The sequence below is a fragment of the Paenibacillus septentrionalis genome (assembly GCF_042659865.1).
Lineage (GTDB): Bacteria > Bacillota > Bacilli > Paenibacillales > Paenibacillaceae > Pristimantibacillus > Pristimantibacillus septentrionalis.
In genome coordinates, this window is the sequence record NZ_JBHSTE010000001.1 from 770,906 (window position 1) to 792,331 (window position 21,426).

Below are 21,426 nucleotides of genomic sequence, written 5' to 3' on the forward strand. Positions count from 1 at the left end.
ATCAAGAAATGCTCCTGTCCTGCGACAGGAGCATTTTATGCGCTCTCTTAGCCCTGCTCGATCAGCTCAATCCACTCATTATACTCTGTTTGCAGCTTCGCATACTCACGCTGAAGATGCTCATATTGACTCTTAAGCTCACTAAGCTCTTGACTCAATCGATCTGTATCTGCTGTAGCAGCCTGCTGCTCGGCCAATGCAGCAGCAGCCTCTTCCTGCAACGCCAACTGCTCCTCGTATAGAGCTGCCTGCTGTTCAACTTGCTTTACACGTTGTTGTTGCTGGTGCAGCTGTGCCTCCAACTGCTTGACTTCTTCTTGAAGCTCTTGATCTCGCTGTCGATGGCTGTTCAAGCTTGCCTCCAGCTCTTGGATGCGCTCTTGTGCCATCTCAACTTGATTTGCGGTCATTCGTTCCTTCGCAGCATTCAATTCCAAATACTGCAGCAGTTCCTCAGCCTTGGCTGCATCCTGCAGTTGCTTTTTCTCCAACTGTTCATGCGTTTGCTGAAGCTCTGCAATACGAACTTCCTGCTCTTGTATCGCTTGCTTATATTGCTCAATCTGCTGCGAGACCGCCTGCTGCTCAGCTAACTGCTTCTCAAGATCTGCTTGAACAGCTGCGCTGAATTCCAATTCTTCCTCCAGCCTTTGCAATTCTTCCACTAGCTTCTGCTTGGCTGCTTCAATTGCTTCAAGCTGCTGCTTTGCGCTCGCTCGTTCAGCATTCAACTCTTCCTGCAACTGCTCCGCAAGCTGCTCATTATACTGGATACGCTCACGCGCCTCTAATGTTTGTTGTTGAAGCTTGGCCTCAAGCTGTGCTGCTTTTTCTTCCAGCTCTTGAATGAGAAGCAATGTCAGCTCCTGTTCATTTTGGTGCATATGCTGCTGTTCTCCGAGCTTCTGCTCTGCCTCTTCGCTGGCTGCTTTAAGTCTTGCTTCATATGCTGCAGTCTGCTCGGCTATGTTGAATTGAAGAATCTTCACTTGCTCGCGCAGTTCATCAACTTGTTGCTTGTGCTGCTGTTCCGACTTCCTAAGCAGCTCCTCCTGCTCTTCTATCGCCAGCAGCTTTAAACCCTCATCTATTAATTGCTGCTTCAATGCTTCTATCGTTTGTTGTGCTTCACGCTCTGCTGATTCTACTATAGACAGCTTGTTTATAAGCTGCTCGGTCTTCGCCTGCTCGTCCGCCAGCTGAGCTTGCCACTTTGCCTCGACAGCCTGCAAAGATTGCTGAGCTTCTTGCAGCTCAAGTTCTTGCAGCTCATTGTATTCCTTGACAGACGCAAGCTGCTCACTTAGCTGCTGCAGCTCCTGTGCATGCTTCTGCTTGAGCTGCTCGCTTAGCTGCTGCAGCTCCTGCTCATGCGACAGCTTGAGCTGCTCGCTTAGCTGCTGTAGCCCCTGCTCATGAGATAGCTTAAGCTGCACACGCAGCTCTTCGAGCTCTTGCTGCTTAGCGTCTTTCTCCTTATGCAGCAACTGTTCCTTTTCCTGCATATAAGCTTGCTTCCGTCGCTCCAGCTCCTGCTGATGAGCTTGTTCCAGCTGCTTGCGAAGCGCTTCAAGCTCAACTTCCTGTGCTGCTCTTTCTTGCTGGAGCAGCTGTTCCTTTTCTTGTGCTAAAACTTGCTTCTGCCGCTCTATTTCTTCTTGCTGTATTTGCTTCAGCTGCTCTAGCTCCTGCTCATACTTCTCATTAAGCTGTATTCGCTGCTCTTCCAGCTCCGCGTAAGCGCGTGAAGCCTCATTCAGATCAGAGCGAAGCGCCTCTTCCTGCTCCATTGCCGCCAAAATTTGTTCATCAGCCTGAGCGAGGCGACGTTCAAAGCTGTCTTTCTGCTGATGGAGCTGCTGCTTAGTCTCTTCGATCAGAGCTTGCAGCTGCTCCTTTTCAGTTTGCCAACGCTGTTGTTCATCGGTCAGCGATCGCTTCACTTGCTCCGTCTGCAGCTGCAGCTGCTCCTTCTCAAGCGCAAGCTCCTGCTCCTTAACCAGCAGCTCCTGCTTTAATGCCTCTATGTTTTGCTCATGCAATAATTGTGCTTCTAATAGCTGCTCTTGCGCTTGCTTCAGCTGCTCAGATAATGTCGCAACCTTTTCATCCTGCTGTTGCTTCAGCTGATTTTTTTCTGCTGCTAACGTTTCATAATCTGTTTTCTGCTTGGCAAGCTCAGCCTCGAACCTGCTTTTTTGATTGACAAGCGCGATACGCTTTTCTTCATCATATTGCTTATGAAGCTCAACAAGCGAAGCCTCATGCTCTAGCTTCAGCTGTGCGATTGTTTGCTCCAGCGCAGTATGAAGCTGCTCTGACTTGGCAATAACTTCTTGCAGCTGCTCTGCATGAGACGCCTCAAGCTGAGCACGCTCTGTTGTAAATTCAGCAGTTAGTTCGTCTTTTTCTGTTGCAAACAGCTTACGCTCCTCTTCCAATCGTGCATCAAGCAAATGCCTTTCCTGCTCCAGCTGCTGCTGGTGGATTTCCTTCAGCTGGTTCAATTCTTGGGCCGACTGCTTCATATAAAGCTCATACTGCTCGTGAAGCTGCTGCCATTTCAGCTTTTCTTCCTCCAGCTGCTTCTCAGCTATATGAAGTCGTGCTTCCTCTGCCTGCAGACGACTGTTTTCCCTTCTAAGCCGAAAAACCTCTTCTGTTATTTGAACAGCGGCAAGAACCGCTAATTTATGTGTATCCAGAACGGGAAAATTTTTAGCTAATTTATGCATAATTTCATCAATCGAAGTAGCGATTGATTTCATATATTCAACACTGGAGTGTCCTTTTAATTTATACTGACTACCAAATATATCAACATGTACCACGATCTGTTCTGTGTCCATGCTTGTACCCCCATTCCATCTTGTCCGTAGCTAGGCTGTATCCACAGCAAAAAGCCGCATCTTAAGCTCACTTGGAACTTATTCGATGCGGCTTCTATAGTTTCCTGCCTATTTGCGCAATTCTGCAGCAAAAGATTGTTCTAATAATTGAACAACGGACTCATGCAGCTCAGTTACTTCTTCATCTGTCAGCGTGCGCTCCTTGTGGCGATAAACAAGAGAGATTGCAACACTCTTCTTGCCTGCTCCCAGGCGCTCGCCTGTGTAAATATCAAACACCTGAACAGACTCGAGAAGCTCACCAGCTGTTTGTTTAATAGTCGAAATCAAGCTTCCTACTTGTACCCCAGCTTCAACGACTACAGCTATATCGCGCGTAATCGCAGGATAACGAGGAAGAGCCTTATACACAATATCGCTGCTCGCCTGTTCATACAATGGAGCAAGCTCCAGCTCAACAACATAGGTATCATCCAAATCAGCTTCGCGCTGAAGCTCTGGATGCAGCTGGCCGATATAACCGATTACTTGCTTCTCATCATTTGCCAGTAATACTATTGCAGCAGTACGACCCGGATGGAATTGCTCAGGTTGAGCTGCTTCATAGCTAATGAGCTCGCTAATGCCCAGTGCCTCCGCAATAGTCTCTACAACACCTTTGGCATCATAGAAATCGTAAGCAACAGCTTGGCTGTTCCAGCCAGCATGTGTGCGATTGCCAGTTAACAATGCAGCAAAACGATGCTTTTCATCCGGCAGCTTAGTCAACTCGTTTTCATCCGTGTGGAAAACAGATCCTAGCTCGAACAATGCTAATGATTCATTTTTGCGGTTGCGGTTATACGTTGCAATATCAATAAGCTGAGCAATCAAATTCGTACGCAGCACACTGCGCTCCTCACTCATTGGCATGAGCAGCTTCACTGCATTCTCATTTGGCGTCAAATCAGGAAACAGTGTCGTATGCTTCGGACTTGTGAAGGAATAGCTGATCACTTCAAGCATGCCGGAATCTGACAAGCGCTTGCGAAGCTCTCTGCGAATGCTTTGCGGCTTCGTTAATGCACCTGGGATAACCTCACCGTGAATCGGAGTAGTCGGAATGTTGTCATAACCATAGATTCGGGCAATTTCCTCAATCACATCGACTGCTAGTGTCATATCGCCACGACGAGTCGGCGCTTCCACGACGTATTGCTCATTATCGTTGCTCTCATAGGCAAAGCCGAGGCGTGCCAGAATCGCTTTTACCTCTAAGCCTGATAAAGAAGTTCCAAGTACGCGATTGATTTTCTCCAGAGATACCTCAATTTTCTTCGGTTGAATGTCGCTCACAACTTCTTCGACGATTCCTTCAAGCACCAAGCCCTCTCCAAGCTCAGCGATTAGTGCCGCAGCTCGGTTTAACGCAGGGATAACACGCGCTGGATCTACCTCTTTCTCAAAACGAAGGCTTGATTCTGAACGAAGCCCTAGATCACGTGATGTTTTGCGAACCGTGCTGCCAGCAAAACGGGCAGACTCTAATATGATATTCACGGTTTCAGTTGTTACCTCCGTGCTTGCACCGCCCATAACGCCGGCAAGCGCAATTGGCGAGGTTTCATCTGCAATGACAAGCATATGCGGCTCAAGCTTTCTTTCCTGATCATCAAGTGTGACCAGAAGCTCCCCTTGAGCAGCAGAACGCACGATAATGCGTCCACCAGGAATTTTATCGGCGTCAAAGGCATGAAGCGGCTGTCCGTATTCAAGCATTACAAAATTCGTAACGTCTACAATATTGTTAATTGGGCGAATGCCTGCAGCTATCAGCTTGTTTTGCAGCCATAGCGGTGACGTTGCTACCTTCACGCCTTGAATATAACGAGCAGAATAGTGGCTGCATAGCTCTTTATTCTCAATCGTTACCGAAACATGCTCACTTGCTTGAGCAGTTGTATCCACAATAACAACTTGAGGCAGCTTCACTTCGCGTCCAAGCAATGCTGCTGCTTCATAAGCAACCCCCAGCATGCTTAGCGCATCAGAGCGATTCGGCGTAAGATCTAGCTCAAGCACCTCATCATCCAGCTCTAGCACCTGTTCAATCGGCGTACCTAGTGCTAATGTTGAAGGCAATACAAGAATCCCCTCCTGCTGCTCCTTCGGCAATAGCTTGTCATTTAAGCCTAGCTCCTTCGCCGAGCAGATCATGCCTTGTGATTCCACACCACGTAGCTTCGCGCGCTTAATTTTGAAATCGCCCGGAAGCTTGGCTCCAATAACTGCGACTGGCACATGCTGCCCAGCATCGACATTAGGAGCGCCGCAAACGATTTGCAGCTCCTCACCGCTGCCTACATCAACTTTACATACATTAAGCTTATCGGCATCTGGATGCTTCTGCTTTTCTTTCACATAACCTACAACAACTCCAGATACTCCGCTGTTTCTGCTTTCCACGATATCAATTTCAATACCGCCACGCGTCATTTTTTCAGCTAGCTCAGAGGCTGTTACGCCTGATAGATCAACGTATTGCTCCAACCATTTATATGAGACTTTCATTCATTATCTTCCCTTCTTCATCGCGTTGGTATGGTACTCACATTCGTGCAAATTGAGATAAGAATCTCGTGTCATTTGTATAGAAGTGACGGATATCGTCAATGCCGTATTTCAGCAATGCAATACGCTCGATCCCCATACCAAAAGCAAAGCCTGTTACTTCCTCTGGGTCATAGCCTCCCATCTCCAGCACGCGCGGATGCACCATGCCGCAACCTAAAATCTCCAGCCAGCCTGTCCCTTTGCACATCCGACAGCCAGAACCGCCGCATTGCGCACAAGTTACATCAACCTCAGCGCTAGGCTCCGTAAATGGGAAAAAGCTTGGACGAAGGCGAATTTGCGTATGCTCACCGAACATTTGCTGTGCAAACTGAAGCAGTGTACCTTTCAAATCACTCATACGAATGTTTTTCCCGACTACCAATCCTTCAACCTGATTGAATTGGAAGGAATGCGTTGCATCATCATCATCACGGCGATACACCTTGCCTGGGCAAATGACGCGGATTGGCGTTTCACCTCGATGCGCCTGCATCGTACGTACCTGTACAGGAGACGTTTGCGTACGCATCAAAATTTCCTCAGTAATGTAAAACGTATCCTGCATATCGCGGGCAGGATGATCCTTCGGCAGGTTCAGAGCCTCGAAGTTGTAGTAGTCTGTTTCTACCTCTGGACCTTCGGCAATGGAATAGCCCAGGCCAACAAAAATATCCTCAATCTCCTGCGCTACTTTGTTCAATGGATGAACAGCGCCAGCAGGAAGCTGACGGCCTGGCAGCGTGACGTCGATTGTTTCTTCACGCAGCCTGCGATTGGTTTCCGCTTGCTGAATTTCGTTCTGTTTGCGTTCAATTACCTCTTCAATCGCAGCACGCACATCGTTGGCTACCTGACCAATGACAGGACGCTCCTCAGCACTTAAACCTCCCATGCCGCGCAGCACTTCCGTCAGCGCACCTTTTTTACCTAAATATTTGACGCGCAGCTCTTGAAGCGAGCTTGCTTGGTCGATCTGCTCCAACGCAGCAAGCGCTTCGATTCGTAAAGCTTCTAATTTTTCCTTCATCGCGATTCCCTCCATTATGCTATACCAGTATACAAAAAAAGGCTCCTCCTCCCCGAAGGGACGGAAGAACCGTGGTACCACCCTAATTCAGATGACCTGTTTTTGAGTCATCTCTTAGCTCCCTGTATCGTAGGGGGACGTGTCGCTCTAATACTTCTACAGCAATAGAAGGTTCAAGCACATGCTCCAGAGTGAATTTCCGCAGGCAATGACTATCGTACAGCTCTCAATCTATGGCTGTGCGTTCCTGTATAGGTTGCAGTTGCGTACTTATCTCTTTCAACGCGTTCACAATATAGGTAAGTATGAATAATATTATATGCAAAAGCAGATGGTCATGCAACTATCGAATATTTGAATTAATTTTCAAATTCAAAACTAAACTGTCGCTGCTGTCCGCTTACGAAGCTGATGACAACCTCTGCCTGCCATTTCGTCGGATAAGGCAGCCTCATGTTCTCCAAAACAAATCTGCTTTCGTTAAAGCCGGGAAATTCGATATGATCCTCTAACTCGATCGAATCCAGCTCAAATAGTCGCTCAGAGGTTCGCGGCTTATCCTTCGCTACGATTGACAGCTGCACATTCGCAATTTCGCCCTCCTCCTTAAGCGACCATAATGTCACGCTTAACGAATTGGGACCAGGCGCATTGGGTGACAGCTTCACCGTGTAATGTAGTTCATCCCCCATTTGATGTACATTAATCGCACGATCAAAGCTTGGCATTGGGCTAATCGAGCTTATTATTGCTGCAAGCGCGATCACGACAGCCATTGTAGCAAACTCATAGAGCAGTGCCCGTGGTCTTGACACGTTCTCGTTAGCAACGACATAGGTTTTTGCCTTGTAGCCAAACCATAGGGCAAGCAATACTGCTGCCACCTTTATCAACAATAACTGCCCCCAGCTTGTATAGAACAGGTAGCTTGCATCTGGCAAAATAAATACCGTCAGCACGACACCACTTACGCTGGCAAGCGCTATCGTCAGCCATAACAGCTTCGTAAATGGCTGAATAAACGCAATCACCGCATCTTTTCCTTCTTTAATCTGAAGGATGAAATAAACAATGCCGCCAACCCATATCGAAATAGAAGCGAGATGCACAAAATCGACGAGCACTAAAAAGCTGCTTGTTGCAGGATGACCATTCATGCTTTCAACCAAAAGCAGGAGCAGCGCAGCTAATAGACGAGCTTGGATATATTTCTTAACAACAAACAAACTGATCGTGCTTATGACCATAAGTGCGAGCCACACTCGTCCTGTTGCGCCTTCAAGCAGCAAAACGGTAAGCTGGTTGCCGCCAAATTGCTCGACCCACTGTATGAGCTGTAAGAATAATGCTAACAATACTGCGAGCACCAATCCTTTATTCATATTGTTTAGCAGGCGAGTATGCCATGCTCTCTGCTTCTCATTAACTGCGGTAGAAATAAAGCTGTCAACAAGAACCAGACCAGAAAACAAAATTAGCAGCAAGTAGACCAACAAATTGGATATGTACATGATGATGTCCACTTCGACACTCCCTTTAATTATAATTCGCTTCGCAACATAGACATGAAATATTGTATGATATTACTAATGCTGCACTTGACGCTATCCATTTTGTGCAGCTGTGTATCTTTCCTGCTTTGTCGTATATGCTAAAGGAAAGATGTGACATAAGAACAAAAGGAGCTGAATACGTTGGGCAGACAAACAAGTGCAATTGTAGAGCAATCATTGCGTATGCTATTGGAAAACAATACTATCTTACCACAACTTGATGGTACAAAACGAGAGCAGGCGTTTCAATCATTAGGAGCGATTCTTTCTACTCCTAACAAAATGCATAAAGCTTTTCTGCGCATCACGTTAGACAGCGGCGTTGTTGTACGAATACCTGCTTATCGCATCCAGCATAATGATGCACTGGGTCCTTACAAGGGCGGGATTCGTTTTCATGAAACGGTAAATGAGGATGAGGTTACGAATTTGGCCGCGCTAATGACATTAAAAAACGCGCTGCATGACGTTCCATTTGGTGGCGGAAAAGGCGGTGTCAGCATTAGTCCGCGTCAATTTTCGGAGCGCGAATTGTACATGATTTGCAAAAAATACGTGCAGTATTTCTCAGATATTTTAGGTCCTGACAAGGATATCCCTGCTCCCGATATGGGAACAGGCGAACGAGAAATGGACTGGATGACAGCAGAATACAAAAGCATTCATCCAGGCAAGCCTTATCTTGGCTCTTTCACTGGCAAAAGCATTTCATGCGGCGGCTCTCTTGGTAGAAGAGAAGCAACAGGAAAAGGCGTTTATTTCTCCTTTAGATATGTATTAGATTATGTGAATGAACATTTGTCATTGCTTGATTTGCATCAAAATCCTTATGTCGAAACTGCGAAAAAATATATGAACAAGCCCTTGTCACTGGCAATACAGGGCTTCGGCAATGTCGGGTCTGTTATTGCGGCTGAAGCGTTTCGTGAGGGCAAGCATCGTGTAGTAGCTGTTAGTGATCGCAATGTCACCTTATATCAGGAGCAAGGCTTGCCGATCGATAAGCTGATTAATTATTGTCAGCTTCATCAAGGGGAATTGCCTGCGAATGAGGAACAGCTCCAACTTGCTGATGTGAAGGCAGAGGTGCTGGATCGCGAGGCAGTATTATATAGCGACGTAGATGTACTGTTTTTGGCTGCATTAGAGGAGCAGCTGCGTGTGGACAATATCCATAACGTGAAAGCGAACGTAATCGTCGAAGGCGCCAACGCGCCCATTACGGGTGAAGCAGATGAGGTGCTTGCACAGCGTCAAGCAATCGTCATTCCGGACATCCTGGCTAATGCTGGAGGCGTAATCGTTTCTTATTTTGAATGGCTGCAGGGCAAGGATACGCGGTTTTTCAGCGAGGAGCAGGTCTACGAGCTGCTCTATGATAAAATGAAAACGACACTGGATCAAGTGCTTCCATATTACTTCCGAACACCTCAGCAGCTGCGTCAATGCTGCTACAATCATGCGGTTACTAGATTAAGCAACATTCTATATCGCCAAGGAAAGCTGTATTAATGAACAGGAGGAGGTGCCATTGCATCTCCTCCTGTTTCACTTTACATGTATATAATAGGCAGCAGACTAGCAAACAAATTAGCCTCTAACCAAATTGGACCGCAGCTTATTGGAAATAAACTCGATTATTAAAATGAGAATGACTAAACCAATCAAAATAGAGCCAACTTGATCCCACTTATAGCTCCTCATTGCAAAAATAAGCGGCGCGCCTATTCCACCTGCACCGACAAGCCCTAGTATCGAGGCCTCTCGCATATTCATATCAAAACGATAAATGATGACCGATAGAAAAATTGGCATGAGCTGAGGAATAATACCAAATCGAATTTTTTCAAAGGTGGAACAGCCCACAGATGACATCGATTCCAGAACACGCGTATCAAGCTCTTCAATCGTATCTACATATAGCTTGGCCAGCATTCCGATAGATGTTAACCCAACGGTTAGGACACCGGCAAAGGCTCCTGTTCCTGTCACACGGATAAACATTAGACCATATACAAGCGCTGGTACGGTTCGTATCGTAATCAGCAACAGCCTTGTAACCCAGGAAACGGGTTTAGGCACTATGTTAGACGCTGCCAAAAAAGCAAGCGGAACAGCCAAAACTGCACCGACAATAGTACCTAGAAATGCTATGGCTACCGTTTCAAGCAATAGATAAGGTACACTATTTTTTGTGAAATTAAAAAGTAAATCAGTGTTCGGATGGGTGAGCCCATACATGATGTTTTTGGCAATGACGAGGCCGCCTTGCCCAATATTGTTAAAATTTATTGCAGTTAACGACCATATAAATAAAGCAGCTAAAATACTCGCGATCATTCCAATATACAAATGATTTCGAGGGGCTGCTGACAATTGCTTTTCAATGTGGTTCATTGCTTAAAGTCTCCTTAAATAAGCTTTTTTCGGAAATACTCGCTGACACGTTCAATGACATATACGGTAATGATCAGCACTAATATAATTAAGCCGACAGCCGGATAATCTCGCCAGCCAAGTCCCTCATTGATAAGCAGTCCAATTCCCCCTGCGCCTACAAGCCCAAGTATAGCTGCATACCTTACATTTCCTTCAAAGCAGTATAGCGATGTAGAGATATAGCTCGGGAGCACCTGTGGCAAAATGGCATAGCGAAAGGCTTGAACTCTTGTCATCCCGATTGATTGCATCGCTTCGAACGCTCCCATATCGACACTTTCAATTTGCTCATAAAGCAGCTTTCCGACATAAGAAATTGTAAATAACATAATGGCTACCGTACCTGCCAGTAACCCGAGACCGAAAATAAAGGTTGCGATTAACGCACTTACTAGTGTTGGAAGTGTACGCATTAAACTAAGCAGCGTTTTGAAAAACACAATAATAACTTTAGACGTTGTTACATTAGACGATGCTGCTACCGCTACAGGTAAGGCAATAAAAGCCCCTAGCATCGACCCGAGCAATGACATTTTGATCGTGTCCATCAGCGGATTCCAAACACTTGGGAAAGAGCTCCAATCAGGCGGAATCATTTGCCGGATAATGACGAAAAATTGATGGATTCTTCTAAATAACACTTCAAAGCTAAAGCCTGTAAATTGTGCAGACAATACGGTGCATACAACTAAAAACAAAATAATTAACGGCACTTGAGAACGCTGTTGATGTACGACCTTGCCATTGGAAAGTGTTATTTTTTTAGGCGGAAAAATTTTATTGAACATGAGCAGTCAACTCCTCCGTCGCTTGATCCGACTCCCATTTGCCACCGTAAATTTCCTGTAAAATAGCCTGCGTAACCTTTGATGCTTTTCCGTCAAATACGACCTCACCCTTACGTATTCCAATCACTCGATCTGCATATTCAAGCGCGATCTCAACATGATGAATATTCATAATGACGGATATATTCATTTCCTGATTAATTCTTTTGAAGTCGTCCATAACAATTCTCGATGTAACGGGATCAAGGGAAGCGATAGGCTCATCAGCCAATATAATATCTGGTTGTTGTGCAAGCGTACGGGCCAGTGCAACACGCTGCTGCTGTCCTCCAGACAGCTGATCTACTCGAACGAACGCCTTGTCCAAAATCCCTACCTTATCAAGCGCTTCCAACGCCTTTGTTCTGTGCTGCTTCGTAAAAATCCCCGTCACCTTGCGCCACATTGGCAGCTCCGGTACAAAAGAAACGAGGACATTATTAATAACTGTTGTGCGAGTTACTAGATTAAAGGATTGAAAGATCATCCCTATTCTTCTTCGAAACTTTCGAATATGTCTCCCTCTAAGCTTGGACACATCCACATTGTCGACCATAATTTTACCTTTTGTAATATCATGTATACGGTTGATACAGCGTATAAGGGTTGATTTCCCTGCTCCGGACAGCCCTATTACCGCGACAAATTCACCCTGTTTAATTTGCAGATTAACATTGGATAGCGCTGTTGTACCATTGTTGTACTTCTTCTCAACATCGATAAATTCAATCATTTGGAACCTTCATTCCTTTAGCTATATAGTTTGAGTAATAAAATGAGAACATCATGAAATGATGATGTTCTCATTAATGATTCATGCTTGATATGTTAGCGAACGCTAATTATTTCATGCTACGGATAAACTCTTGGGCTTTACGCTCATTATCGTAGTCAGAGGATTGTGCGATTTGGTAGCCTTCATGAGAATAAATTGCAATAACTTTTTTGCCTTCTTCTGTTTGAGCAATCGCGATGAATGCCTCTTGAATAGCTTTTTTCAGCTCATCATCCATAATTGGAGAGTTTTTGCTTACACTTACCGTATCGTTGTAAATTGGAGCCGTTACACCAATAACATTCGTTTCATCCCAGATCGAAGCTGTGCGACCAAATTCAGTTGTCCACTTTTCTTCGTTATCACGACGAGCATCTGCAAAGGCAACAATAATATCAGACATTCCTGTTGCTAGACGACCGAATGATGTACCGTATGAATCAGCTGGAGTAACTTGAGCTAGATCCGTAATTTTTTTTCCGTAGTTTTCTTGCAGCCATAACGTAGGATAGATATATCCAGCAGAAGAAGAAGTCGACATCACGGACCAGTTTGCACTATTCAGGTCTTCCCACGTCAGCTCTTCGCCATTGTTTACTTTCGCAGCCAGCTCTTGACCTTTCTCAGAAGGACCAGCTATGAAGATCGAACGGTAATACGTAGCCTGCTGATCGTCTAGGCCAACTGTTGGCTTATTTTCGTTCCACTCTTTCGGGTCAACAGAGTCGTTGGACAATGCTTTACGTGTAGAAGTTAGAATGACCTCTGCACCATCGTCATACAACACGTATGTTCCACCAGGAATCAACCCGATATCTGTCGTGCCCGCACTAAGAGCCTCACCTACTGCTTCATACGTTGTCCCAACATCAATTTGCACATTGCCAACTTCATAGCCTTGCTCTCCAAGCTGTTCGATTAATAGATTTTTCAGTGGCTCTGTCGTCGTAATAATTTCATCCGGATCCTTAGAAGGTACAAAGCTCACTTTTAAAGTATCGATCACTTTCTTCGTCTCTTCTGGTGTACTTTCTGGTGATGTAGATGGCTGTTGAGTAGCTGCATTATTCGTAGTGTTCGTATTTTGATTTTGCGTGTTGTTTGCGCCACAGCCTGCTAGTAAGCCTACTGTAAGCACCGATGCCAATAATAGTGTAAATCTCTTTTTCATTAAAAACCCCTCCACCTATTCATATCTTCTATGTTATGTTTTCTTGCACTCTAGCAGTGTAAGGGTCATTAATTAACTATATATCAAAATAAAGTTAATATATTGTAAATTAGATATTATTTTGGTAGTTTCGCTATCCGAATATGATAGAATGTGGGTGTTAAAAAATATAACTGAGGAAGATGCTCGATGCAGAATGATACCTGCGAGATTGTTATTTTAGAAACAAGTGATCTGCACGGCTTTATGTTGACTCGAAGCTATGCAGACCATCGTGAGGTCAGCTATGGGTTGGCGCGAATTGCCAATCTTATAAGAGAAATAAGGCAAACTCAGCCCAATACGCTTCTTATCGATAATGGCGATTGCTTGCAAGGGACACCACTTACCTACTATCATGCCAAAATAAGCTCTCAGTTAGAGAACCCTGTCATTGCCTGTATGAATGAACTGAATTATGATGCTGCCGTACCTGGCAACCACGAGTTCAACTATGGGCTTTCCTATTTGCAGCAGGCAGCCAAAGCCTCCTCATTCCCTTGGCTGAGTGCCAATATAATAGATTATGCAACAGAGGAGCCTTTGTTTGATAAGCCCTATATCGTGCGAATTTTAGATAATGGTGTGCGCATCGGTATTTTAGGCTTAACTACCTCCCATATTCCAAATTGGGAGCAGCCGGATCATATTGCAGGATTGCGTTTCGATAATCCTATCCAAGCCGCAAAGCGGTGGGTTAAGCATATGAAGCAAGTGGAGCAAGTTGATATTGTGATTGTTGCCTACCACGGAGGCTTTGAGCGCGATATTGAAACGGGTAAGCCTACGGAAGCTTTGACGGGAGAAAACGTTGGATATGCCCTGTGTGAACAGGTGCAAGGAATCGATGTATTGCTTACTGGTCATCAGCATCGGGCCATCTGTGGCGCAAAAATCAACGGAGTATGTATTGTTCAGCCTGCTAGTGAAGGCAGGTATTTGGGAAAGGTTACGCTGCAGCTTGAAAAAAATGAGGCTGGCTGGCTATTAACAGAGCGTCAGTCTGAGCTGATTGAAGCCGCACATTTCGATCCAGATGAACGTTTTGAACAGCTTGTAGCCCCTGTTGAAGCCTTAACCCAAGCATGGCTCGATCAACCGATTGGCTTCGTAGAAGGCGATATGCGTATAACAACGCCTGAACAGGTACGATTACGTGAGCATCCATTCATAGAATTCATCAATCGTCTACAGATGGATATCTCTGGCGCTTCTATTTCCTGTACAGCTTTATTTGATAACGAATCTCAAGGCTTTGACACGCAAATCACGATGCGTGATATCGTTTCAAATTACAAATATCCAAACACTTTAAAGGTGCTGCGAATTTCAGGAGCTGATATTCGATCCGCTTTGGAGAAATCCGCACAATATTTTGATATTAACGAAACAGGTAATATAATCGTTCATGATGCCTACCTTCAACCAAAGCCACAGCATTACAATTACGATATGTGGGAAGGTATATCCTACACGTTGGATATCTCGAAACCTATTGGGCAACGCGTTATTACACTTAAGCAGAACGATCAACCATTAGTAAAGGAGCAGCTGTATGAAGTGGTCATGAACAACTACCGCGCTAGCGGCGGCGGCGAATTCGACATGTTTCAAGGCAAGCCTGTTGTCAAGGATATTGCCATTGATATGGTAGAGCTTATAGCTGACTATATACGAGAAAGACGTCATATACGAGCCTCTGTCAATCATAACTGGCATATCGTTAATAGCAATCAGACCGGAATTATATAGACGGGAGCTGCTAGCCAATGAGCGATCTTCACATCTGACTAATCAATTGCTTAGCATACGTACGTTGAACAACAAGTTGCCGCACAGCCAGTTCCCGAAACTAACCGTCCCATAATAACCGGGGGCTTTTATTGGACCTTTGTACCTTCGTCTTTTTCTGGTCAAGGCCTTTTTCTAGTTGTAATTACCTAGATCATGCCATATAATTTGGAGAAATGAGGAAGGAATTGTTCGATTTTGCAAATGAATCCCTCTTCTAATTTTGAGATAGTAGAAAAAGGGTTAGTGTCCATTTTAGGGGGAGGCAATATCATATGAGTAAATATACATGGATTGATAGAGATATTTGCATCGCATGCGCTGGCTGTTATGCCGCAGCACCTGCTATATACGGTGCAGATGATAATGGTTACGCTGAAGTGATCTTCAATGGGGATTCAAACCGTGGGATTATGGAAATTCCAAGCTATCTTTATGAAGATTTGCAAGATGCCTATGATGGCTGTCCTACTCTTGCAGTTAAGGTTGCAAATCATCCCTTTAATAAATAGCCCCTCAAAATGAGGGGCTTTTACTTGTAAGCATGTAGTTCTGCTTATACGTTTACGTTATTTGCTGGCCATTTCAGGCGTTGTCAGCTGGTCGTAAAAATCAACAAATTGATCCTTCTGATCGGAGCTGCGCAAAGCCATCGCTGAGCGTGGATGCTCATCCAGAATGCCAGTAATCATGTATGGAATGATATAACCCCACTCCACTTTATCACGCAATGGAATCATATGTTTTTCAATCATATCAAGTACAGGGCGTACGTTGTATTTCGTGTTTTGCAGCTCTGTTACAAGCAGCTCCGTATTGCAGTTGCCCGCAGCACGTCCCATGCCGTAAACAGAGGAATCAAGCAATTCTACGCCTTTTCCAGCAGCTAGCAATGTATTGGCGAACGCGAGCTGTAGATTGTTATGGGCATGTACACCTAAACGCTTATTCGGCAAATGCTCCTGGAACTTATCAACAAGATAGCTCATATCCGTTGGCTTCAAGCTGCCGTAGGAATCTACGATATATACAAAATCAACAACGCTCTCATTAATCAGGTTAAACGCCTCAACTAGCTGGTTTTCCAGCACGTTGGAAAGCGCCATAATGTTGATCGTTGTTTCATAGCCGCGATCATGGAAAATTTGCACCAACTCAAGCGCTTTGTCTACATCTTGAATGTAGCAAGCTACACGAATTAGGTCAATCATGCTTTCGCTACGTGGTAAAATATCATTTTCATCTACGCGACCAATATCTACAAGCGCTGACAGCTTCGTTTGTCCTTTGTTAGGAATGACTTTACGTAGAAAATCATCATCTAGAAAACGCCACGGACCTGCAGAATCTGCTCCCTTCAGAAGCTTAGGAGAATTTTTATAGCCAATTTCCATATAGTCCACGCCAGCTTCATTCAAGCTATTATACAAATGTTGAACGAATTCAACGCTGAAATCCCAATTATTAACAAGACCACCATCACGAATCGTACAATCAACAATCTTACAATGTGTCGTTTTGGACTGCATATCTGTTACTCCTTTTACTCTGAACGTCAGTTCTGTTTTCTATCATCATACTTGAAATTGAAAAATAACGCAAAATAAAAATAATTGTGCACATGATTGCACCTGATATGTATATCTTATTAGAGAAACGGTTTCATTTACAAACTGGATCAAAACCTTTAAAATAAAGGTATATTTCGCTTAATTTTTCGATTGAAAAAGCGGGGGAACCAAACGTCTTAAGGGGTGAATCCAGATGCCGCTCGGCAGAAGGTAGGGCCTACTCTCTAGCCCGAACCCGACAGCTAACCTCGTCAGCGTGAAAGGAGAGATGTGCAATGTCTATTTGTCCATCGAATGATTTTCAAAATGTGCATTCTGAAGCGGATATGCTTCAGATCCAACGTATCGAAGTATTTGTAATCCCGGCACTTGCAGTAGATGCGAATGGCTATCGCGTATGCTTGCGAATATCAAGCAATCGCGGTTATGGCTGGAGTGAGATCTTTATCGACGATTCTGATATCTCCTTTGATCTCCAGGATTGGGAGCATCAACTTACCCCTTTTATTGGTCCTACCACAATCTCAACTCTAACCGAGCATATTTCTATTACGCTGCAGCAATCTGTTACCTATGACCAAAGAGCAATCTATTTGTTTACCAATGCTTTGCATCAGCTGAACTTTTTGCCTGATGGTCATCAACAAGCGGAGGCCGATGAAGAATTAATACTTCGAAGACGTGCCATATCCTATTTATCTTTGTACTAAAAAAACGAAAACCCCTTACAAAAAGCTGCCGTGTGTCGTTCACGAAGCCTGTAAGGGGTTTTTATTAGATTGCTATACTAGTCTAAAGATACGAGCCAGCCGAATGGGTCTTCGACCGTTCCTTTTTGAATGCCCGTAATTGTATCGTAAATTTTCGACGACAGCTCGCCTGTCTTACCCTCATTAATGACATACTTCTCATCGTTGTAGCTAAGCTCGCCAATTGGAGAAATAACAGCCGCTGTACCTGTACCGAATGCTTCCTCTAGCTGACCATTACGATGGGCTTCAATTAATTCATCGATTGAAATTCGACGCTCCTCCACCGGCACATCCCAATGCTTAAGAAGCGTAATTACAGAGTTACGTGTAATCCCATTGAGAATGCTTCCGTTAAGCTGCGGTGTAACAACCACGCCGTTAATTTTGAAAAATACATTCATGCTTCCAACTTCTTCAATGTACTTGCGATGAACACCATCCAGCCATAGCACCTGCGAGTAGCCACGATCCTTTGCTTCCTCTTGCGCATTTAGTCCAGCAGCATAATTGCCAGCTGTTTTAGCCTCTCCTACACCGCCTGCTACTGCACGAACAAAGTGCGACTCAACATGGATTTTAACCGGGTTAACACCTTCAGCGTAGTAAGCACCTACAGGTGACATAATAATCATAAACAAGTAGTTTAACGATGGGTTAACGCCGAGTGCTGGTTCAGTCGCAATAATAAATGGGCGAATATATAGGCTTGTGCCTTCAGCAGATGGAACCCATTCACGATCCACATCCAGAAGTTTGATTAAGCCTTCATAAGCAAGCTCTTCATCCAAGTGAGGAATGCTAAGACGAGCATTTGATTTGTTTAGACGCTCAAAGTTTTTCTTCGGACGGAAAAGCTTAATGCCATCTTCTGTACGGTATGCCTTCATGCCTTCAAACACAGTCTGTCCATAATGGAATACTTTTGCGGCAGGGTCCAGTGAAATATTTTGATAAGGTACAACACGTCCTGAATGCCAGCCCTTGCCTTCTGTATATTCAAGAATAAACATATGATCGGTGTAATATTGTCCAAAGCCAAGCTTGTTTTCATCAGGCTTTTGCTTCAATTGAGCCGAACGCTCGATTGTAATTTCCAGTGCCATAATCAAGTACTCTCCTCTTAACGATTGATATTGTTATTTGAATGATACCATGCTTTAACGTATATTTATAATATCTATTAGATTTTTTTGTTATACCTTTTAGGTATGGAAGTATTGAAGGGAAGCGTTAACATGGATATGCGTCAATTAAAGTACTTTTTAACGATTGCCCGTGAAGGTCAAATTACCCGTGCAGCGAAGCTATTGAATATGGAGCAGCCTCCTCTTAGCCGTCAACTCAAACAAATGGAAGACGAGCTTGGCGTCAAGCTATTCGATCGTCATGGAAAAGGACTTAAGCTAACTGATGCGGGAATGCATCTGAAGCACCGTGCAGAATCGTTATATTCGCAGTTTAACGAAACGATTGAAGAAATGAAAGAGCTTGAGCAGGGCGTGCGCGGCGTACTGTCTATCGGTGCTGTATTTTCCTGCAGCTCTTTATTGCCGCTGCCGATCGAACAATATCGGAAAAAATATCCTCAAGTTAGCTACAAAATATTAGAGGGCGACCATTATTATCTTGGTGAGCAGCTCGAAAAACATGCGATTGATCTGGTTTTTGCACGCTTGCCTTTTGAAGCGCTGATGGACCCTAAACATCTCGTTATTATGCCGCTGCCCTCTGATCCATTTGTCGTCATTGTACCGACAAGCTGGAAGCAGTTCGAGCTGAAGTCCAGCTTTCAGCTGGAGGAGCTAGCGGACTACCCGCTGCTTACATTAAAAACAGATCAAACGACACATATGCATGAGCAGCTGATTGAAGCGTGTCATCGTTATGGCGTAAAGCCTAATATTGTCTGTGAATGCTCGTCTGTCGCGATTACCATTGCGTTGATTGCTGATGGACTTGGCATTGCACTGCTTCCCCGCTCTGTCATGAGCTCCTTTATGGACCCGCGTGTCAAAATGATTCCTCTATCTCATGACGCGCTGCAGTCCGATATCGGGATTGTGTGGCTTAAGGACCATTATGTCCCCAAGCGCGCTCAGTTTTTTATTGAGACCGTCAAGGATGTCTATGCAATTGAGCGTTAAGTCCCTTGGCTATGAAATCATCTGACTGCGTGAGCACTTGAAGAGACAGAATATTAACATCCAATGCACGAAGTAGCTGACATGTTGGACGTCCTGTTCATCATACACTTAGAAGGTATGAACATTATGTTAGGAGGAGTCATGTGTGATTGGCTTGTCATCGAGCTTGACCAGCTTGCCTACTTCTGAATTTCAAGTATTCGTATTTACATTGAGCTCGATTAAACGTTACTTTTTGATTGAAATCGTTGGAGGCACAGCTTTCTTTATGCTTGGACGAATATTGTTCCATAGTGATCTGCTCTGTCTCGCTTGCAATATTATTGCCTCGCAAATGCTGAACTATGTTCTTCCTACTGCAACATCATAGTTGAATAGCCTACATAAAAGAAGAGGCGTGAACAGAAGTCAGCTCTCCGACATTCTGAACACGCCCTTCTTTCTTTATTGTCTATAGTCTATCGCTTAGAAATTAAAATAGCGTTTAGCGTTATAATAGCTAATATTTTGTACCAGCTTACCTAACTCCTCCTCGTCATAAGGAAGCTCGCCTTGCTCAACCCAGGTACCGATCACATTGCACAAAATTCTGCGGAAATATTCATGACGCGTAAAGCTCAAAAAGCTGCGGGAATCTGTCAGCATACCGACAAATTGTCCGAGCAAGCCGAAGCTAGCCAAGCTTTCCAGCTGAGCTATCATTCCTTTTTTCGTATCGTTGAACCACCACGCCGAGCCAAGCTGCATCTTGCCAGCTACGCCGCCGCCCTGGAAGCATCCGATAAGAGCAGCAAGAATTTCATTATCATTGGCGTTAAGAGAATACACGATCGTTTTAGGCAGTAAATCCTCTTGCTCTAACGCATCGAGCAACCCTTTAAGTGGAGCAGCAACAGGCGCGTCGTTAATCGCATCAAAGCCTCGATCAGCACCAAGCAGCTTATACATGCGGGTGTTGTTGTTACGTGTAGGATTCATATGCAGCTGCATCGCCCAACCAAGCTTTGCATATTGCTTTGCCATATGTAAAAACGTAACCGTTTTGTATTGCTGCTCTTCCTTCAAGCTGATTGCCTCTCCGTTAAGCTTGCGTAAGAAAATTTGTGCAGCCTCTTCCTTTGTCGCTTCACAATATGGCACATAGTCCATGCCGTGGTCAGAAACTTTGCAGCCTACTTCATGGAAGTAGTCAATGCGTTCGCTAAGCGCACCAAGCAAGACATCGTAAGTGTGTACTTCTCTTCCAACAACCTCACCTAAGGCTGAAATCCATTCGCTAAACCCCTCTTTATTGATTTCAAGCGCCTTGTCAGGTCGGAAGGACGGTAATACTTGAACATCGAAATGCTCAAGCTCTTTAATCTTTTTGTGGTATTCCAACGAATCAATTGGATCGTCCGTAGTACAGATGACGCTTACATTCGACATATGGATCAGATCGCGAACCTGATACTTCCCCGTTGCAAGCTTGGCATTCACCTTTTCCCATATGTGCGGTGCATTGGACGCATTAATCACGTCATCCACTCCGAAGTAACGCTGAAGCTCAAGATGCGACCAATGATATAATGGGTTGCCGATGGCTTGAGGAAGTGCTGCAGCATACGCTGCAAAGCGATCATAATCGGAAACGCCTTCGCCTCCTGTTACAAGCTCCTCTACTGCGCCATTCGCGCGCATGGCACGCCATTTGTAATGATCGCCAGCAAGCCATGCTTCAGTTAGATTGGAAAAGCTGGCATTTTCATAAATTTCTTTCGGACTTAAGTGACAATGATAGTCAATGATTGGTATTGATTTTGCATAGTTATGATACAACGTTTGTGCTACATCATTTTGCAGTAAAAAATGTTCATCTAAAAATGGCTTCAATGTTCCTACACTCCTTCAATC

17 protein-coding genes and 1 riboswitch are annotated in these 21,426 nt (G+C 44.6%); of the genes, 6 read left to right on the forward strand and 11 right to left on the reverse strand.

What is annotated here, in order from left to right; translation table 11 throughout:
• Positions 1 to 47: 47 nt before the first annotated feature.
• The 4 genes from zapA to ACFP56_RS03600 all read right to left on the reverse strand — a co-directional run bounded on the left by zapA (position 48) and on the right by ACFP56_RS03600 (position 7,994).
• Positions 48 to 2,849: a cell division protein ZapA gene (gene zapA, locus ACFP56_RS03585; protein WP_379231192.1), complete on the reverse strand. Its 2,802-nt coding sequence runs from the start codon at positions 2,847 to 2,849 to the stop codon at positions 48 to 50.
• 108 nt (positions 2,850 to 2,957) lie between these two features.
• Positions 2,958 to 5,399: a phenylalanine--tRNA ligase subunit beta gene (pheT, locus tag ACFP56_RS03590; RefSeq protein WP_379231195.1), complete on the reverse strand. Its 2,442-nt coding sequence runs from the start codon at positions 5,397 to 5,399 to the stop codon at positions 2,958 to 2,960.
• 37 nt (positions 5,400 to 5,436) lie between these two features.
• Complete coding sequence (gene pheS, locus ACFP56_RS03595; RefSeq protein WP_379231198.1) at positions 5,437 to 6,471, reverse strand: phenylalanine--tRNA ligase subunit alpha; 1,035 nt, start codon at positions 6,469 to 6,471, stop codon at positions 5,437 to 5,439.
• Positions 6,472 to 6,830: 359 nt separating this feature from the next.
• A complete protein-coding gene (locus tag ACFP56_RS03600; RefSeq protein WP_379231200.1) occupies positions 6,831 to 7,994 on the reverse strand; it encodes a copper resistance D family protein in 1,164 nt (387 codons plus the stop codon).
• A gap of 171 nt (positions 7,995 to 8,165) precedes the next feature.
• Here ACFP56_RS03600 and ACFP56_RS03605 point away from each other — a divergent pair, with 171 nt between their 5' ends.
• Positions 8,166 to 9,536, forward strand: coding sequence for a Glu/Leu/Phe/Val family dehydrogenase (locus ACFP56_RS03605; RefSeq protein WP_379231202.1), 1,371 nt, complete (start codon positions 8,166 to 8,168; stop codon positions 9,534 to 9,536).
• A gap of 78 nt (positions 9,537 to 9,614) precedes the next feature.
• On the opposite strand, the gene phnE (ACFP56_RS03610) is transcribed toward ACFP56_RS03605, so the two are convergent.
• The 4 genes from phnE (ACFP56_RS03610) to ACFP56_RS03625 form a co-directional block, all read right to left on the reverse strand.
• The gene (gene phnE, locus ACFP56_RS03610) at positions 9,615 to 10,421 is read right to left on the reverse strand and encodes a phosphonate ABC transporter, permease protein PhnE (protein WP_379231204.1); all 807 of its coding nucleotides are present in this window, start codon (positions 10,419 to 10,421) and stop codon (positions 9,615 to 9,617) included.
• Positions 10,422 to 10,435: 14 nt separating this feature from the next.
• Positions 10,436 to 11,251: a phosphonate ABC transporter, permease protein PhnE gene (phnE, locus tag ACFP56_RS03615; RefSeq protein WP_379231206.1), complete on the reverse strand. Its 816-nt coding sequence runs from the start codon at positions 11,249 to 11,251 to the stop codon at positions 10,436 to 10,438.
• Entirely contained in the window at positions 11,241 to 12,023 is a 783-nt protein-coding gene (phnC, locus tag ACFP56_RS03620; protein ID WP_379231208.1) for a phosphonate ABC transporter ATP-binding protein, read from the reverse strand. Before phnC ends, phnE (ACFP56_RS03615) begins: the two co-directional genes overlap by 11 nt.
• Positions 12,024 to 12,132: 109 nt before the next feature.
• Positions 12,133 to 13,236 (reverse strand): phosphate/phosphite/phosphonate ABC transporter substrate-binding protein, encoded by a 1,104-nt coding sequence (locus ACFP56_RS03625; protein ID WP_379231211.1) that lies wholly within the window; start codon positions 13,234 to 13,236, stop codon positions 12,133 to 12,135.
• Between the two features lie 189 nt (positions 13,237 to 13,425).
• On the opposite strand from ACFP56_RS03625, the gene ACFP56_RS03630 reads away from it, so the two are divergent.
• Together ACFP56_RS03630 and ACFP56_RS03635 are read left to right on the forward strand one after the other, a co-directional pair.
• Entirely contained in the window at positions 13,426 to 15,027 is a 1,602-nt protein-coding gene (locus tag ACFP56_RS03630) for a bifunctional metallophosphatase/5'-nucleotidase (protein WP_379231213.1), read from the forward strand.
• 314 nt (positions 15,028 to 15,341) lie between these two features.
• Positions 15,342 to 15,578 carry a ferredoxin gene (locus ACFP56_RS03635; RefSeq protein WP_379231216.1) on the forward strand — a complete coding sequence of 79 codons (237 nt, stop codon included), beginning with the start codon at positions 15,342 to 15,344 and terminating at the stop codon, positions 15,576 to 15,578.
• 57 nt (positions 15,579 to 15,635) lie between these two features.
• Here ACFP56_RS03635 and ACFP56_RS03640 read toward each other — a convergent pair whose 3' ends face one another.
• Complete coding sequence (locus ACFP56_RS03640) at positions 15,636 to 16,595, reverse strand: aldolase catalytic domain-containing protein (RefSeq protein WP_379231218.1); 960 nt, start codon at positions 16,593 to 16,595, stop codon at positions 15,636 to 15,638.
• Between the two features lie 167 nt (positions 16,596 to 16,762).
• A riboswitch (cyclic di-AMP (ydaO/yuaA leader) is annotated at positions 16,763 to 16,909 on the forward strand.
• A 3-nt stretch (positions 16,910 to 16,912) separates the two neighbouring features.
• On the opposite strand from ACFP56_RS03640, the gene ACFP56_RS03645 reads away from it, so the two are divergent.
• The gene (locus tag ACFP56_RS03645) at positions 16,913 to 17,347 is read left to right on the forward strand and encodes a hypothetical protein (protein WP_379231220.1); all 435 of its coding nucleotides are present in this window, start codon (positions 16,913 to 16,915) and stop codon (positions 17,345 to 17,347) included.
• A gap of 77 nt (positions 17,348 to 17,424) precedes the next feature.
• Here ACFP56_RS03645 and ACFP56_RS03650 read toward each other — a convergent pair whose 3' ends face one another.
• Positions 17,425 to 18,492 carry a branched-chain amino acid aminotransferase gene (locus ACFP56_RS03650; RefSeq protein WP_379231222.1) on the reverse strand — a complete coding sequence of 356 codons (1,068 nt, stop codon included), beginning with the start codon at positions 18,490 to 18,492 and terminating at the stop codon, positions 17,425 to 17,427.
• 132 nt (positions 18,493 to 18,624) lie between these two features.
• Here ACFP56_RS03650 and ACFP56_RS03655 point away from each other — a divergent pair, with 132 nt between their 5' ends.
• Together ACFP56_RS03655 and ACFP56_RS03660 are read left to right on the forward strand one after the other, a co-directional pair.
• The gene (locus tag ACFP56_RS03655) at positions 18,625 to 19,533 is read left to right on the forward strand and encodes a LysR family transcriptional regulator (RefSeq protein ID WP_379231224.1); all 909 of its coding nucleotides are present in this window, start codon (positions 18,625 to 18,627) and stop codon (positions 19,531 to 19,533) included.
• Positions 19,534 to 19,678: 145 nt separating this feature from the next.
• A complete protein-coding gene (locus ACFP56_RS03660) occupies positions 19,679 to 19,903 on the forward strand; it encodes a hypothetical protein (RefSeq protein WP_379231226.1) in 225 nt (74 codons plus the stop codon).
• A gap of 95 nt (positions 19,904 to 19,998) precedes the next feature.
• On the opposite strand, the gene uxaC is transcribed toward ACFP56_RS03660, so the two are convergent.
• Positions 19,999 to 21,405, reverse strand: a complete 1,407-nt coding sequence (gene uxaC / locus ACFP56_RS03665) for a glucuronate isomerase (RefSeq protein ID WP_379231228.1) — start codon at positions 21,403 to 21,405, stop codon at positions 19,999 to 20,001.
• Positions 21,406 to 21,426 lie beyond the last annotated feature (21 nt).